General features: G+C 61.2%; 15 protein-coding genes. 10 read left to right on the top strand and 5 right to left on the bottom strand.

All coding sequences use genetic code 11. The features are described from left to right. Positions 1-168 precede the first annotated feature (168 nt). The 3 genes from tnpC to tnpA are packed head-to-tail and all read right to left on the bottom strand — an operon-like array spanning position 169 to position 2,423. The gene (gene tnpC, locus F2P45_RS20765; RefSeq protein WP_166879385.1) at positions 169-1,731 is read right to left on the bottom strand and encodes an IS66 family transposase; all 1,563 of its coding nucleotides are present in this window, start codon (positions 1,729-1,731) and stop codon (positions 169-171) included. Between the two features lie 54 nt (positions 1,732-1,785). Next, positions 1,786-2,127 carry an IS66 family insertion sequence element accessory protein TnpB gene (tnpB, locus tag F2P45_RS20760; protein WP_166879382.1) on the bottom strand — a complete coding sequence of 114 codons (342 nt, stop codon included), beginning with the start codon at positions 2,125-2,127 and terminating at the stop codon, positions 1,786-1,788. Continuing rightward, a complete protein-coding gene (gene tnpA / locus F2P45_RS20755) occupies positions 2,127-2,423 on the bottom strand; it encodes an IS66 family insertion sequence element accessory protein TnpA (RefSeq protein WP_166879379.1) in 297 nt (98 codons plus the stop codon). The genes tnpB and tnpA overlap by 1 nt, the downstream gene beginning before the upstream one ends. A 255-nt stretch (positions 2,424-2,678) precedes the next feature. On the opposite strand from tnpA, the gene F2P45_RS20750 reads away from it, so the two are divergent. The 9 genes from F2P45_RS20750 (at position 2,679) to F2P45_RS20710 (ending at position 12,236) form a co-directional block, all read left to right on the top strand. Beyond that, complete coding sequence (locus F2P45_RS20750) at positions 2,679-3,434, top strand: type IV toxin-antitoxin system AbiEi family antitoxin domain-containing protein (protein ID WP_166879376.1); 756 nt, start codon at positions 2,679-2,681, stop codon at positions 3,432-3,434. A 2-nt stretch (positions 3,435-3,436) separates the two neighbouring features. Continuing rightward, positions 3,437-4,384 (top strand): nucleotidyl transferase AbiEii/AbiGii toxin family protein, encoded by a 948-nt coding sequence (locus F2P45_RS20745; protein ID WP_166879374.1) that lies wholly within the window; start codon positions 3,437-3,439, stop codon positions 4,382-4,384. Between the two features lie 50 nt (positions 4,385-4,434). Then, positions 4,435-4,743 carry a hypothetical protein gene (locus F2P45_RS20740; RefSeq protein WP_166879371.1) on the top strand — a complete coding sequence of 103 codons (309 nt, stop codon included), beginning with the start codon at positions 4,435-4,437 and terminating at the stop codon, positions 4,741-4,743. Positions 4,744-4,884: 141 nt separating this feature from the next. Then, entirely contained in the window at positions 4,885-6,069 is a 1,185-nt protein-coding gene (locus F2P45_RS20735; protein WP_166879368.1) for a DNA adenine methylase, read from the top strand. An 8-nt stretch (positions 6,070-6,077) separates the two neighbouring features. Continuing rightward, complete coding sequence (locus tag F2P45_RS20730) at positions 6,078-6,587, top strand: hypothetical protein (protein ID WP_166879365.1); 510 nt, start codon at positions 6,078-6,080, stop codon at positions 6,585-6,587. A gap of 73 nt (positions 6,588-6,660) precedes the next feature. Continuing rightward, entirely contained in the window at positions 6,661-7,740 is a 1,080-nt protein-coding gene (locus F2P45_RS20725) for an AAA family ATPase (protein WP_166879363.1), read from the top strand. Positions 7,741-7,755: 15 nt separating this feature from the next. After that, on the top strand, positions 7,756-9,099 hold the full coding sequence (locus F2P45_RS20720; RefSeq protein ID WP_229505202.1) for an McrC family protein: 1,344 nt from the start codon (positions 7,756-7,758) through the stop codon (positions 9,097-9,099). A gap of 18 nt (positions 9,100-9,117) precedes the next feature. Beyond that, entirely contained in the window at positions 9,118-11,520 is a 2,403-nt protein-coding gene (locus F2P45_RS20715; protein WP_166879357.1) for an Eco57I restriction-modification methylase domain-containing protein, read from the top strand. A 131-nt stretch (positions 11,521-11,651) separates the two neighbouring features. After that, on the top strand, positions 11,652-12,236 hold the full coding sequence (locus F2P45_RS20710; RefSeq protein ID WP_166879355.1) for an HAD family hydrolase: 585 nt from the start codon (positions 11,652-11,654) through the stop codon (positions 12,234-12,236). A 108-nt stretch (positions 12,237-12,344) separates the two neighbouring features. Here F2P45_RS20710 and F2P45_RS20705 read toward each other — a convergent pair whose 3' ends face one another. Both F2P45_RS20705 and F2P45_RS20700 read right to left on the bottom strand, forming a co-directional pair. Further along, on the bottom strand, positions 12,345-13,907 hold the full coding sequence (locus F2P45_RS20705) for a chondroitinase-B domain-containing protein (RefSeq protein WP_166879353.1): 1,563 nt from the start codon (positions 13,905-13,907) through the stop codon (positions 12,345-12,347). A gap of 133 nt (positions 13,908-14,040) precedes the next feature. Then, positions 14,041-14,673, bottom strand: coding sequence for a hypothetical protein (locus tag F2P45_RS20700; protein WP_166879350.1), 633 nt, complete (start codon positions 14,671-14,673; stop codon positions 14,041-14,043). A gap of 228 nt (positions 14,674-14,901) precedes the next feature. On the opposite strand from F2P45_RS20700, the gene F2P45_RS20695 reads away from it, so the two are divergent. Further along, a complete protein-coding gene (locus F2P45_RS20695) occupies positions 14,902-15,651 on the top strand; it encodes an NAD-dependent epimerase/dehydratase family protein (RefSeq protein ID WP_166879348.1) in 750 nt (249 codons plus the stop codon).

Genomic DNA, 15,651 nt, shown 5'->3' with positions numbered 1-15,651 from the left:
TTGCCAGCGGCGAAAACCGTGGATGACGTCGCGGCGCTGCTGCCGTGGAATATGAAGGATTTGCATACCCCCGATTTAACCAGCGGCGTGACTTCCTGAACAGTCTGGGGTTGATGGATCGCTTACGGTCGAGTGTAAGCGTCCAGTCGGCCCACCTTCCATCGCTGCTTAGAGCTGTGTAGAGTTTGGAAACGGTAGCAGCGAATCGATCCTGCTATTTGGACAGGTCGGAAGTTTTTCGAGAGTCTCGGCCAGCCAGCGTGCCGGGTCGAGGCCATTGAGTTTTGCGGTGGCGAACAGGCTTTGGATGGCAGCGGCGCGGCGGCCCGCCCGCTCCGAGCCGGCAAACAGCCAATTTTTCTTGCCGATAGCGATGGGGCGTATCGCGTTCTCGACCGGGTTGTTATCGATGGGCAGACTGCCCGAACTGGCATAGCGCTGCAGCGCTGGCCAGCGTTTGAGAGCATGCTCAATGGCCTTGGCGGTACCGCTGCCCACGGCGACGCTGAGCTGCGTGGTCAGCAACCAGGCGTGCATGGCGGCCAAGGCCGGGATGGCATGTTGTTCGCGTAATGCGAGGCGCTGCGCCAGCGTCATGCCCGATGCTTGCTGTTCGATGGCGTACAGCTGGGCGATGCGGCGCAGCGCTTCCTCAGCCACCGGGCTGCCGCTGGCGGCATGCACGTCGAAGAACTTGCGGCGGATGTGGGCCAGGCATGCGAGCTCGGTTGGGCCTGTCGTGAAGAGCGCCTTGTAACCGGCGTAATCGTCAACCATCAGGTGGCCGCGCCAGTCCTGCAGAAAGGCGCGCGCGTGCGCACCAGCACGACTGGTCTGGTAGTCGAACACGACCACTGACGGCCCGTCATCGAGCGCATTGGAACGGTACGCCCACAGGTAGGCGTGCTTGGTCTTGCCGCTGCCGGGATCAAGCTGGCGCACTGGTGTTTCGTCGGCATGCAGGCAACTTCGTTCCCTGAGTAGTTCTGCTAGCCGGTCGGCCAGCGGCTGCAGGGCCACGCCGATGCGCCCGATCCATTCTCCTAACGTGGAGCGTGCCAGTGGCACGCCCTGGCGCGCGGCGATCTGTTCGATCCGGTACAGCGGCAGGTGGTCGAGATACTTGCAGACCGCGATCCACGCCAGCAGGCCAACGGCTGCCAGCCCGCCATCGATGACGGCCGGCGGAATCGGCGCTGCCGTCACTGTCTCGCAAGGGCGGCAGGCATACTGCGGGCGGATGTGACGATGCACGAAGAAGCGTGCCGGCTCCACATCCAGCTGTTCGCTGACGTCCTCGCCAATCTTGATCAGGTTGGCGCCGCATTGACCGCACTGGCACGACTCCGGCTCATGCCGGTGTTCGATGCGTGGCAGTTCCGGTGGCAGCGGTTGGCGCCCGGCGCGCTTGCGCTGCCGCTTGGCCGGTTCCTGCCGCTCGAGTTCTTCTTCGATGGCGGCCAAGTCCATGTCGACCGTTTCGTCGAACAGCAGGCGCTGCTCACCGGCCAAGGCCTCGCTGGCTTTGCCGAAACGGATCCGGCGGTAATACGCCAGTTCGTGCGTCAGCGCCGTGATCTTGAACTTCTTCTCGGCCAGCTCGGCATCCAATTTTGCAAGGGTCACACTGCTCTGCTCCAGATCGGCCTGCTGCCGTTCGAACAAGGCGCGCACTTGCACCAGCAGCGCTGGGTCGATGTCGGTGGCGGCGAGTGCGTCGAGCGGGTTCATGCTGAGCAGTTTACAGGGCCTGCTTCATGTTTACAAGCGCAACAGTTTACCTACTCATAGCCGCCACTGTGCGGGCGCTGGCGCGCACAGGCGCTGCCAATCGACTCCCGTCACCAACCATTGCCATTGCTCAGCGCTCATCTGCCAGCACGCATCGTCAACCTGGGGCCAGACGAACTGGCCACGGTGCAGCCGACGCAGGCACATCCAAACACCAGTACCGTCCCAGCACACCACCTTTAGGCGCGTACGGCGGCGATTGGCGAACACGTAAGCTGTGCCGTCACAGGGCGAACGCCCCAGCGCCTGCTGTACGTGCAACGACAGAGCGTCGATGCCAGTGCGCATGTCCACCGCCGCGGTCGCTAGCCAGATCGTATCGGCCGAGAGCTTCATCAGAGAGCCCGCATCAATTCGGCCAGCCAGCTGGCCGGCACATCGCTCGGTAGGTTCAACGTCCAGCCGCGTTCGCTGCGCAGGCTCATCGCGGCCACCGCTGGGACTATCGATGGCGCTACCCGAACCGGCAACAGCGCAGGCGCGGCCTGCGACTTCGTCATCCGGCGCACCCAATAGCTAACCTGCCGCGTTGAGAAACCGTGTTCCATAGCATACGCCCGCTGCGACATGCCGCTGGCCTGCAACTGTGCGATGCGCTCTTGCCACAACTGCTCGCGTGCCTTGTTTACCATCCGCTTCCTCCTAAGAAAATCAAGGAGAACAGTGTGGCGTTGCCGATCAGGAAATCATAGGTGGGTAGGCCGGACGCTTACGGTCGAGTCGCAACAAATGCTCATTGCATCGTGATGCCAGAAGGCAAAAGGGCCGAAGATGTCTGATGGCCTGATGTTTATCTTTTCACGCCAAATTCGTCTGTGAGGTGAATTTTGAAGCAAAAATCAAACATTCACGTTTTTTGTGTTTGCTTTTTGTTGTAAAATTCAACCATGAAGTCAAATTCGCGACATTCCTTACTCAAATTGGTCCTTCAAGGATTGCCTCACGGGCAGCCGTTTGGATTGGCCGAACTGGCGGAATATGAGATATCTCCCGCCTTGGCCGCCAAGTATGCGAAGAGCGGCTGGCTGGAGCGCTTGGAGCAGGGAACCTACGCATATCCCAACGACACCTTGCAGCTCGACAACTGCCTGCTGTACTTGCAGAAGCGCAGCCCTGGCCTGCACGTAGGTGGAAAGACTGCCCTTTCATGGCAAGGAATACGTCATAACATCAGTTCTCGTTCAAGAATCCAGTTATGGGGCGCGCAACGTTTTCAGCTGCCAGATTGGTTCACGGTGCGCTTCCCGGCGCGCTATCATCAACGCGCACTGTTTGATGTAGATACGCTAACGTCCCTTCTCGATGACGAGGGGTATGCAAGCGTTGCGGACCATGCTGCCGGCCTGTGCGTATCGAGTCGCGAGCGTGCGTTGCTGGAAGTCTTGAACGAAGTCGGTGTCACGCAGGATTTGGAGGAAGCGACGCACCTGTTCGAGTCCTTTACCAGTATGCGTCTGGACGCGATGGGCGCTCTGTTGACGGCATGCACCCGCATCAAGACTGTCCGATTGTTTCTGCAGCTTGCGCAGCAAACAAACGCCATTGATGTCGTTGCCCTGCGTGAACGCTTTAGCCTCAAACTCGGAAGCAAAACACGCTGGACGCGCCGCCTGCGGGACGGCACCCTTCTCACCATAAAATAATCATGCTCGACGCCATCTATATCAACACCGTCCGCTTGTTGTTGGACGTAATTCCGGATGTATTCGTTGAGGGTCAATTTGCTATCAAAGGCGGCACCGCCATCAACTTGTTTGTCCAAGAGGCGCCGCGCTTGTCCGTCGATATCGACCTTGTCTACCTCAACGGCACTGAGCCCAGGGACGTCGCGTTAGCGGCGATAGCGAAAGCACTTCAAGACATCGCGAGCAGGCTGGAAGCCCGAGGACTGAAGGCCAGGCCGGTTCGAGTCGGAAACGAGCCGGAGTCGAAATTGTTGGTCATGGAAGGCCGAGACGGCCTTACCCTGAAAATCGAGGTCAACACCGTTTTCAGAGGCACGGTTCTGCCCGTTACAGCACGCCAGTCCGTCTCGGCAGCGGTAGTCAAGCAGTTTGGAATCCACGTCTACGCCCCGATTTTCGACCACGATGAACTCTATGCGAGCAAGCTCGTCGCTGCTTTGGACCGACAGCACCCTCGAGACTTGTTCGACGTCTGGCTGCTCTACCAGAACGGTGGCCTGACATCGGCCATGGTCGATTGCTTCGTCGTCTACCTTGCGGGCCACAATCGCCCAACCCACGAAGTCTTGGGTGGCAACGACCTCGACCTCCGTCAAATCTACGAAGACCAGTTCATCGGCATGACTGAGGCAGAACCGCCGTCACTTGAGGTACTGCTGGAAACGCGAAGCCGGCTGCGCAGCGACATGATGGAAAAATTGACGAGCCGCCATCGTGAGTTCCTGGTCAGCCTGGCCGATGCCAATCCAGACTGGACACTCTTGTCGAATCCGGATGTCCAGACGCTTCCGGCCCTGCGATGGAAGTTGGAGAATTTGACCCGTTTTAAGAAGAAACAGGCAACGAAGAGCGCAGCCCAAGTCGCCGCATTGAAGGCACTTCTGTATGCCGAGACAGACTTCGGCTAGACGATGGGGAGAAGTTTTGGTGTTGGCAGCGTTTATCCATGAGGAACACGATGGCAATCAGTACCAAAGGAATGCGCCGCATCACTGTCAATGAGCGCGTCTATCTGTGGCGCGTCTTTGAAATTTACGATCAGGGTTGGTTCGATGGCGTCCAGGTGACGGTCGCGGCGATGGACCAGACGCTATTCTTGCGCTATGGACTGCATCAGCCCGATGACAGTCGAACCGCCGTGGTCGCGCGCGGTCGTGGCGCGCCGACGATTCGCACCGCCTGCCCGACGTTCCAGGGCGAGGCCCTGGTCTTGACCCCGCAGGCCGTTCGGGACCTCATCGAGTGGGGGCTCACGGTCGCGCTGTGAGGAATTTATCCTTTCAATTCAATGAATTGCGTGCGAGGCCGGCTGCTTCGCCGGGGCTTGCGGCGGCCTGCGCAAAAGCTGAACATTCGTCCGCGCCCACTGTCGATCTGATACACTCATGAGTTGCATTCAGGGGGGGCCTTGCGCACGATTGTGCGATGCGACCTGCCCACCGAGCCGTCGTGTAAACCCGGCAAGGCGATGCGCGAACGTTTTTTAAGTGAATTGATGTCTAATTTAAGCGAAGCTGTAGCAACTTTGCCTCCCCTGGCAACCGAATATATCGGTAACAAGCGTGCCTTGATCGATTTTGTGGCACGGGCCGTGGTGGACCAGAGTGGAAGTGGGCCGAAACACATCTTGGACCTTTTTTCCGGGACCGGCGTGGTGTCCGCCGCGTTCAAGAACCTGGGGTTCACTGTGACCGCGAACGATCACCTTGCCACCTGCTTCAATCTGACGTCGGCGGTGCTGCTCAACCATGCGGCCCCCGGCTTCGAACGTCTTTCGGCGTCATTGTCGTTCAACGCGGCAGGCCTCGGGGCGTATCAGCTTGTCCTGGATTTCCTGAATGACCTGAGCGCGGCGCCAGGCGGCTTCGTTCATAAAAATTTTTCGCCGGCGTCAGCGGTCGAGATTGCGACCGAGCGGCGCTACTTTACAGAGTTCAATGCCCAGAAAATCGATGCGATTCGCGACCAGATCGCGGCCTGGCGCCCGCTGCTCACCGACGCCGAGCACGCGCTCCTGATCAGCGATCTGATCCGGGCCGTCAGTTCTGTCAGCAACGTCGCCGGCACCTTCGGTTGCTATCTGAAACAGTGGAAAGCGCGGGCGCTGGCGCCCATGCTGCTCAGGCCAAGTGGTTTTATCGACGGTCATCGCGGCGATCATGCCGTGCTGTCGATGGAGGCGCAGGACGCCGTCGCGCAAGTGAAGGCACGCATCATTTACGCCGACCCGCCGTACACCAAGCGGCAGTACGCCGCTTACTATCATGTGCTGGAAACGATCGTCCGCAACGACAAACCGGCCCTGATCGGCTCCACCGGGCTGCGCAATTGGGAAACGCATGCATCGGACTTCTGCTACAAGCGCCGTGCTATCGGTGCGCTCAACGCGATGCTGGGCGTAATGGAATGCGAGCATTTCTTCTTGAGCTATAACGAAGATGGCCAGATGGAGCATGAACGGATTCTTGACGTATTAGGGGGGTATGGCCGCGTGAGCTTCCGCGAGATGTCCCTGCGCAGATACAAGAGCAGTGCTCTCCCCCACAAGGGGCCGAATGTCGCCGAGCGAATTTACCACCTTGCCGTGAGCTAGGAAAATCCATGCTGAAGCCTGTCAGCGCCATTTTATGGCGAAAATGCAATAAGGCGACCTTTGATACGCTGAACGATTTATCGGACGGCCAGTACGATATCCGGCTGGCCAGGCGCGATTTCCAGAATTTCTTTGTTGATGTTGAACAGACCAACCTGACGGGCCTTGGCGGCTATACCTTGAACGTGCCGCTCGAGCCTTACACAGGCGCCTCGCCGGTCGCGCAAACTGTGCTGAAAGTGCGCTTCATGGGCGAGAAGTCGGGCCGCAAGGACTGGAATATCCCTTCCCAGCGCAAGGACACGGCCTACCCCTTGTGGCGACCCGGACGCGGTGTCGGTGGCGTCTTTAACGAGCATGCAAACGAATTCATGTTGTTGATTCGGGATAAGAGTGGAAAATTCCACGCCCGCTGGATACATCATGCCGATTTTAACGCGCTGCCTGAAGAGATCAGAAATTTTCTCAATGCGGACGAAGTGGGATGGAGGACTATAAATGAGTGTGACAGTCTCTGAAATTATCAATGCGCTGCGCCGCCATAAAAATGTCCTGTTGTACGGCCCTCCGGGTACCGGCAAATCGCATTTGATGAACGAAGTCGCCCGGCTTTTCAGCGTCGATGACGACGGGGCCGAGGTCGATCACGGCATTTTCGTCGATACCGGCTCCGAAGCGGTTCCGCTGGTGGTGGGCAGCGCCGCGCGGGTGCCCAGCCGCTGGGTCACTTTCCATCAAGGCTATTCGTACGAAGATTTTGTCCTTGGCCTCAGGCCCCACGCGGCCCCGGGCGGCGGGTTCTCGCTCGTGCCGCGCCCGGGCGTCTTGCTGGAGCTGGCCGCCGAGGCGCAACAAGGTGCCGGCCTGCTGCTCATCGATGAGATTAATCGGGGCAATACGTCGCGGATTTTCGGCGAGTTCATCACGCTGATGGAGCCGAGCAAGCGGCTCGACGCCGCCGGTAACGAGACGCTTGAAACCATCACCTTGACGCTGCCGTACCTGGCGCCGGGCGAGAGTATCAACGTCATCACCGCCGGCGGCGCGGAGCGCGAACTGCATCGCCATTTCGCGATGCCGGCCGGCCTGTACACCCTGGCGAGCATGAATTCGGTCGACAAGTCGATCGCGCCCATCGATACGGCCATGCGGCGCAGGTTTCACACCATCAATCTGTTCCCCTCGACGCATGACCTGCGCTCCGCGGTTGGTTTGCCGCCCAGCGACAGCGCGGCGCTCGACCCCATTGGCGGCATCGACACCAACGATGGCGTGGCGCGTCTGGCAGTGCGTGTCATGGAAAAACTCAATCGCGGCATCGGGCTGCATCTGGGCCAGGATTTCATGCTGGGCCATTGGTATCTGCAAGCGGTGCGCGCGAACGCGCACGCGGCCATCCCGGACGCCTTGGTGGAAACCTGGCTGTTTCGCATTCTTCCGCAACTGATCGAACTGTTTCACGGACGCACAGAGGTGTTGATCGCGCTGCTCGGTCTCGACCTTAGCGATGCCGGTTCCGGTTTGCAGGTCCATGAACCGGACTCGGACGAGTCGGAAGCCGGCGCCATGGCCTATCTTGCCTCCGCTGAACCGGCGCCGCAGAGTGCCGCCGTGCTCGCATTCCTGCAACGCTTCGCCGGGGCGCCGCAAGCGCAAAGTACGGCGCCATGATGAGCGCCGGCCGTGATGCATAACGAGCGCCTGCTGATCGAGAACGGCGACTGGCAGCCCTGGGACGCGGGCTTTTCCGCCGGGCGCGGGGATCCCGACCGATTGCGGCAATCGTTGGAGGGCTTGGGAAAGAAGTTTCGCAAGCAGCTCGGTTTGCGTGCCGATCCGTTCGCATTTCGCAGCGGTATGGGCGGTGCGGTCGAAGTGCGCACCTCCGGTATCGCAGGGACCGTGAGCGTGGGCGACCTGGTGCTCGATATCGCCCCCAAATTCGTACCGCGGGGCGACGGCCTGGGCGACTGGAGCGCCAGTATGCTGTTGCTGATGCAGCATGCGCGCAAACGCGACCTGGCACTTAATCGGGCCCGGCATCTGGCCGTCGAGCGGCACAGCTTTGTCGATTTGCTGGCGATGGCTTTTTCGGATGCAACAGAGGCCGGCCTGGCTGACCAGGCGATTCACACGTATAAAACCAGCCCGCAGTGCTTGCCGGTCCTGCGCGGGCGCATGAACTTGCCCCGCCAGATCAGATCGGTCTTCGCCCGGCCACACCTGCTCGAGTGCGACGTCGACGAACTCGATGCCGACAACGGCTATAACGGACTGCTGAAGTGGGCGGCGCTGGCCTTCGCCGCAGCCGTTCGCGCGCCCACTCTGCGCCGCAGGCTGTCCGACCTGGCGCTGCGCCTCCCCGGCAAGCCCAGCCGCAGGATCGCACTGCAGGGCGGCCGCTTGCAGCCGCCGCCGCAGTTCCGGGTCTGGACCGAAGCGCTCGAGATCGCCGCCCTGCTGTCATCGGGTTTGTCGCACGCCACTGGCCGTGGAGTGGCGCAGGGATATTCATTCGTTTTCAATATGGAGCGCCTGTTCGAGCATTTTATCGAGCTGAGCCTTGCGCGTGCCGTTGCGATATTGAACAAGCAAGGTTTCAGTGCGCGCACACAGGTATCGATCGCGTACGCCGAACCGGATCCGGGCAGCAGCATCCGGTTCTTTTCCCGTCCCGACAATCTGGTCTTGCGGCATGGCGTGCCGGCGGTCGTCGTGGACGCAAAGTACAAGCGTTTATCCGACGCCGAAGGCATGCGCAACCGCAAACCGGTCAACGCGGATGTCTACGAGCTGGTGGCGGCAATGACCGCTCATAACTGCCGCTGCGGCTTGCTGGTGTATCCCCGCGTGCTTGGCGACGCCGTCCTGAATGACCACGAGCTTCACACGTGGACAGTCAGTTCCTTTGGTACGACGCTTCGCGTGGGGGCGCTGGCGCTCGATTTGAGCGCTTTGCGCGTGCACGCGGATTTACAACACATCGATACGACCCTGACTGCCGCGCTGGAGTCGCTGTTGGCAGCCTGATTTAGAATGCATCGTTAAATGATTTCTCTACAAGAAGCACTTGGTAATCTGGTCGTGTACTACGCCGAGCAGGAGATGAGCGTGCGCGCCATCGCGCCGCACGATTTGCATGAACTGGCAATCGCCCGGGCCATGGACACCGCCTTGTCCGGCGTATTCCGCCGACTCGGTCTTGGGTCGGACGGGCCCGTGCTGCCGCCGTCAGTGCAGGCATCGCGCCAATTCGACGACGCGCTCGATCGTTTCATCGGCGGGGCGGACCAGATTGCCGCGCATTTGGGAACGGCGTTCGAAACCATCCGGGGAACGCGCCTCGTCATTGACAGCAGTGGCCATGTGACGGTCGAGACCTCACCGGAACGCAGGGGCAAGGGCATTTACTTTACCCCTGTTGCGCTGGCCGAAGCGATTGTCGGCAAGGCGCTCGCCAAGGCGCTCGCACCTGTTCGCAACGCCCAGGACCTTGCCTCGATTTCCATCATCGATCCCGCGGCAGGGTGCGGCGCGTTTTTGCTGGCGGCTGTCCGCATTGGCGCCGACATCTTGCATGGTCGTGAAGGCTTCAGCCACATGACGCCTGCCGGGATTCGCGCAGCGATTGCGTCGCACTGTATTTTCGGCGTCGATATCGACCCGCTGGCCATTGCGACCACGCGCGCCTTGCTGCGCGCCCAGGTCGGACTGTCCGGATGGGAAGGCACGGAGCTCGATCGCCACCTGCGGGTGGCCGATTCCGTCAGCGCGCCAATGGCGGATTTTCATGCGTGGTTCCCTCAGGTGTTCCCGGCTGGATTCACGACGGTCATTACCAATCCGCCCTGGAGCAAACTGCGCCCGCTGCGTCACGAGTTCTTTGAACATATGGACGCGCGCGTTCGGCTTTACCAGGGGACTGAGCTCGGCCGCTATCTGGCATCGCAGCTGACCGAACTTGTCAGCGGCGCGTGGACCGAGCACGCCGAGAGAACGCTGGAGCTGTCGCGCACCTTGCGTGAGTCGACCGAGTATTCGCTCAACCGCGAGGGGGCGGGCGACGCCGACCTCTACAAGTATTTTACGGAACGCTCGCTGGCCTTGCTGTCTCCCGCAGGCAGCGCCGCGCTGCTGTTGCCATCGGGCGTACTGCGCGCGCAAGGGTCGGCCGGTTTGCGGGAACTGCTGCGTTCCAGGGGGACGGTGACGGAGCTCATCGAGTACATCAACAAGAGAAAATTGTTTGATATTCACTCGATGTACCGGTTTTGCACCGTTTTGTTCGACAACGGCGACGCCGGCGGCGTTGAGGCGGCAAGTTTCGGCCGCGAAGATGTCGACGCGACGGCCACAGAAACGGTTGCACTCAGCCTGGATTTCCTGCGCCTGGCCGGCGGCCCGGATTTACTCATTCCCGAGGTCCGCACCACTCACGAACGGGATGTTCTTCACCGGATTTATCAACAGTATCCGGCCGTGAGCGACCCGGCAAGCGGGTGGGATTTTTGCTTCAAACGCGAAGTGGACATGACCAACGACGCCCACGCTTTCGTCCCTGTGGATGTGGCGCGCAAGAAGGGTTATCTGGTGCAGGAGGATGGACGCTGGTTGTCGGGTGAATCCACTGTCGCGTTGCTGCCGGTATACGAAGGCCGCATGGTGCACCAGTTCGACAACGCGGCGAAGGTGTATCTGGCCGGCCAGGGCAGATCGGCGGCCTGGGAAGTGCCCGCGATCGCCGCGCGCCAGGTCAGGCCGCACTACCTCATCGATGAAAACTACCTGGCCGGCCGCGGGTGGGCGCCGAGCGTGCGGGTCGGGTATTGCGAGATCAGCGGACACGCAAACGAGCGAACGCTACTGGCGGCACTACTCCCGGCAAACTGTGTCTGTGGAAACAAAGTGCCCGTGCTAAAGCTCAATTCTGGTGGCATCGACGATCAGCTCCTGTGGCTCGCACTGGCCAATTCGCTGGTGGTGGACTGGATCATGCGCCGTTTTGTGTCGACCACGGTCAACCATTTTTACTGGCAGAATATTCCCTTGCCAACACGCGGTGCCCACCCCGCACAGGAAGCCCTGCTGGTCGAGGCTGCGCGCCTGCTTTCGTGCCCGCCTGGCGGCACGGAGGACGCCGCCTTGTGGCTGGGCCGCCGCGCGCTGCTGCGTGCAACGATCGATGTTGTCGTCATGCAGCTCTACGGCCTCACGGAGTCCGACGCGGCTGTCGTTCTGCACGATTTTCCCAAGTTGAACATCGCGCACACAAGGGGCGGCAAGGATGGGATGCCGCTGGCCCAGCTGCTCTCGAACGGGGTACGGGCGCTGGAACAGGGGACCCTGGCCCTGACCGATCTGGAAGCCGCGTTTGCCTGCGATGCGCGCCTTGCGGCCGCCGCCTACACGCCGCGCGACCAGGCCAAGCATCTCCAGGAAAGCGCCAGGTAAGGCGTGCCCGATGAGCCTCCGAGGCTCTTTGTTGCTCAGTGCCGCCGCCTGGTTCAAGCTGTCTTCCATTATTTCTGATATGCATCGGGCAACATGTGCTTGCCGGTGCCGGCACTTAAGGAGAGTAAGGTATGGCAATCAAAGCGGTCGCGTTCGATGCTTTCGGCACGCTGGTGGAGATCGGTGACAAACGCCGGCCGTTTGAAGCCATTTTGCGGCTGGCCAGGTCGGCACCTGCCAGATCGCCGATGGTCGGCGCAGTCGGCCTGGCCGAACTTGCCCGCGCTTGCGATGTCGCGCCGGATCCCCGCCATGCCAGCGACCTGGCGGCCGAGCTGGCGTCGATCGCGCCTTACCCCGAAGCGCGCCCGGTGCTCATCGCGCTGCGCAAGCGCGGCCTTCGTATAGCCGTGGCATCCAATCTGGCGCTGCCTTACGCCCAGCCGCTCCGCGATCAGCTGGGCGATCTTGTCGACACCGCATGCCTGTCGTTCGAGGTCGGCCACGTCAAGCCCGACCCCGCTTTCTATCGCGCGCTGTGCCGCCAGCTGAACCTGGCACCCGCCGAGGTGTTGATGGTGGGCGACACCTGGCGTTGCGACTATCTTGGCGCCAGCGCCGCCGGCCTGCAAGCCTTGCATCTGGACCGGCGCGGCAATGCCACCCCGGAGCAGGCGGCGGTGTCGATCCGCGACCTGACAGGCGTGCTCGGCTGAGGCGGCGGTGCTTGCGCCTCTCATGACGCTCGCTACGCTTGCGCAGCGTGTGTGCGCATCGCTCAGGTCAGTGCATTCTCTGGCGGCCTGGGCAGCAACGCCGGCAGCCTACGGCCTTGCAGCCGGTCCCACATCCAGGGCGGTGAGCGGCTTGTTGCGGTACTCGGCAACGCCGCTTGAATAATCGTCGGCGCCGACCACGGCACTGGCGCGGACCTGGCCATCGATATCGAGCTTGATGCCGGGATACGCGGCACTGGCATAGCCATAGGCATGGCTGCCGCTGCCAGGCGCCTGCAACGCGTAACCGTTTTTGCTGACCGCAACCATTGATGCGCTGATTTCATTGACTTCCGCCGCCGTCCAGGCCTGGTTCGGGCGAGGGCGGCTTGAGCTTCCCAAGCTGGCATCAGCGGTAGGGTAAGCGATGTTTTTTGCCGCGACCGTATTCGCTCCGCGATCATTGAACAAGGCTCCAAGCTTGCCCTCGATGAGATTATTGGCGATCACATTGCCTTGCGCGGCAATGACATATTTTGCATCGACTGGCTCGACGCTGATGCCTTCCGCGTTATTGGTCAAGGTATTGAACAGCACCTGGACTCTGGTCGCCGCCCGGTGCTTGTCGGAGACGGCATCCGGGTCGGCGGCGCTGATGTCGCCGGCATCGAGAACGATCGGCTTGCGCCCCTTGGTGCCGCTCAGGCCGTGGAACACATTGTTATAGATGTCGTGGCTGGCGCCGTAGGCGCGCACGCCACCGGTCTGGTAGTTGGGATCTTCAGGCACCTGGCCGGCACCCGCCCCCAAAAAGTAATTGCTGTAGACCTTGGTGCCCATGCCCTGACGCAAACTGAGGCTGCCGTAGGAGTTCTTGAAGGTGTTGTAACGGATCTGGTTTTTCGACGTTTTGACCGAAATGATTTCGTCTTCGCCGTCGCAATCTTCGAACAGATTTGATTCAATGATCGTTCCCGCTGCAATCTGCTGCGTACTTGCGGTACCGAGTGCGATCGCTTCCCGGTCGGAGTCTCCCGCAACCGCGCGGTTCTGGATAAACGGGCGGATGTTCCTGAAATGGTTATGGTGGATACGGGTAGCGAGCGCCGAGGCGGTCTGGATGAAGCTGGCGGGCACTGGCTTGCCGCCCGAATCGGCCCCGGCGACGGGTTTCACGGGACTGTCGGAGGAACGGTCGAAATCCTGGAAGCTGTTGTACGAAATCTCATTGCCATGGCTGGCGCCATCGGTGGAAAATTCCACCGATTTCTGTTTGATCCGCACGCCGGCATGACTGAACACATTGCCGCTGATGTTTACCTTGCTGGAGCCCTTGATCTTGATCAGCGCGGAAGCGCTGGGCGACGCGAATCGAAGATCCCGTACCACGACATTGGTACTGCCATCGATGACCAGTGCCTGGAGCACCAGCGACGGCTGCGTGGTGCGGATGGTGATCGGACCGAGGGTGGCGTCACCCTTGCCCTTGAGCGTCAGCGCACCGGGATAATCGCCTGACTGGCCGCTCAGGAGCAGCGTCTCGCCAGGCTGGACATTGGCAACCGCACTGGCCCATTCCGTGCTGTTTCGTACAGTCCTGTCGGCATGCGCCGCGGTCGATACCGACATCGCGCCAAGCGCAAAACATCCGAGCAATTTCAATGTTGTCATTGTGAGTGATGAGTGAAGTTGTGCCAGCCACATCATAGCCCGACAGCGACCTCTTCAGTACCGTGCGCCGCCTTCACGCCATTCCTGCCGCCATGCTTGGCCTCGTACAAGGCCTGGTCGCGCCGGCGGGCGATCAATAGCGCTTGAGCTTGCTCAAGACTTGGGTACGGGCACGGGTTTCGATGGCTGCCTCGATGCCGCCGGCGCGATACGCCGCGCGCACCTGCTCGCGTTCCGCCTGCTCCTGCTGAAAGTCGAAGGCCGGACGGAATGGCGTGGACGGCAACGGTGCCCGTGCCAGCACCGCGCGCAGGCGATGGATGAGTTGCTGGAACGCCGGGTCCACATCCCATACCCGGCCATCGATTTCCGCCAGGGCCAGGTCGACCAGCCACTGGCACCGGGGAAGCCGGTCGTAATGGACAAGCAGATGTTTGCGGTAGACGGGATCCGGGGCCAGCGCCACCAGGAACGCCGCGTACTGCACCCCGCACCCGCCTCCGCACGGCGGGTTCAGGTCGCTGATCAGCGCTTCACTCATTCCTCCGAGCAGTTTCAGGAGGACGTAATGCGGGTCCAGGGGCGCATACCTGAGCGACGGGTACTGCGCCAGGATGTCCGCCAGCTCTTCCCCATCGCGCACCAGCGGCGTGATGTAGTTGCGTACGCCGTTGATGGGCACCATGCTGCGCGAGGGCATGCAGCGAATCAGCGCCCACACATCATCGCTGTTGAGCTGGGGCGGAACATAGGGTGGCAGGTTCATGGCTTGAAAAGGCAGTCGATCGTGCCGTTTCGGCAACGTGGGAAGCGGGTAGTTTACCCGATTGCCCGGGCCCGAGCGATGGGTAAGAAATACTTGTTCATGGGCGCAGGAATCCTCGTTTGACCCTGCCGCCTGCTCGCTCGGATAATCCAGTTTTCCGATTGGTCGAACCTCAATGATGAACCAGTATTTCCGTAGTGATCGACGGGTCGGCGAATCGGGTGGCGCATGACGGCTCGCAAAGTGCTCGTTACCGGCGCGGCAGGGCGCATCGGCAGATCCTTCGTGCGCGAGCAGCACGGCCGCTTCGACCTGCGCCTGGGTGACCTCGATAGCGCCGCGCTGGCGCACATGGGCGGCGAGGCCGTGCTTCTTGACGTCACCGACCTCGACGCCTGCATGCGCGCCTGCGCGGGTGTGCACACCGTGCTTCACCTCGCGGCGGACCCCTTGCCCGACGCCGATTTCCACGCCTCACTGCTGCCGACGAACATCATCGGAAGCTATAACGTGTTCCTGGCGGCAAAGGCGCAGGGATGCCGGCGTGTTGTGTTTGCCAGCAGCGCCCAGGCCGTTGAAGGATATCCGCTGGACGTGCAGGTGCAGGAAAACATGGCGCCGCGGCCCAAGAATATGTATGGCGTGAGCAAGGCGTTCGGCGAAGCGCTCGCCTCCTTGTTTGCGGACGTTGGCGATCCGCTCGTCACGGTTGCCGTGCGGATCGCCAACGTGGCAGCGTTTCATGCGGGCGAACGGTACAGTGCGCGCGACGTTGCCGCCTTCATCAGCGCGCGCGATGTCGTGCATTTGCTGGCGCGCTGCATCGATGCCGACCTGAGCGGTTTTACGGTGGTGCATGGTGTCTCGGACAACCGCTACAAGCGCCTGGCCATCGAGCGCACGCGCAGTGTGCTCGATTACCGGCCGCGCGATGATGCTTTTGCGCTACTTGAAGGTGAAACGGGCGCGCCGGCGTAG

The sequence above is a fragment of the Massilia mucilaginosa genome (genome assembly GCF_011682145.1).
Classification (GTDB): Bacteria; Pseudomonadota; Gammaproteobacteria; order Burkholderiales; family Burkholderiaceae_D; genus Telluria_A; species Telluria_A mucilaginosa.
The sequence above is the reverse complement of the archived record's forward strand: the minus strand, read 5'-3'. Positions and strand labels throughout refer to the sequence as shown.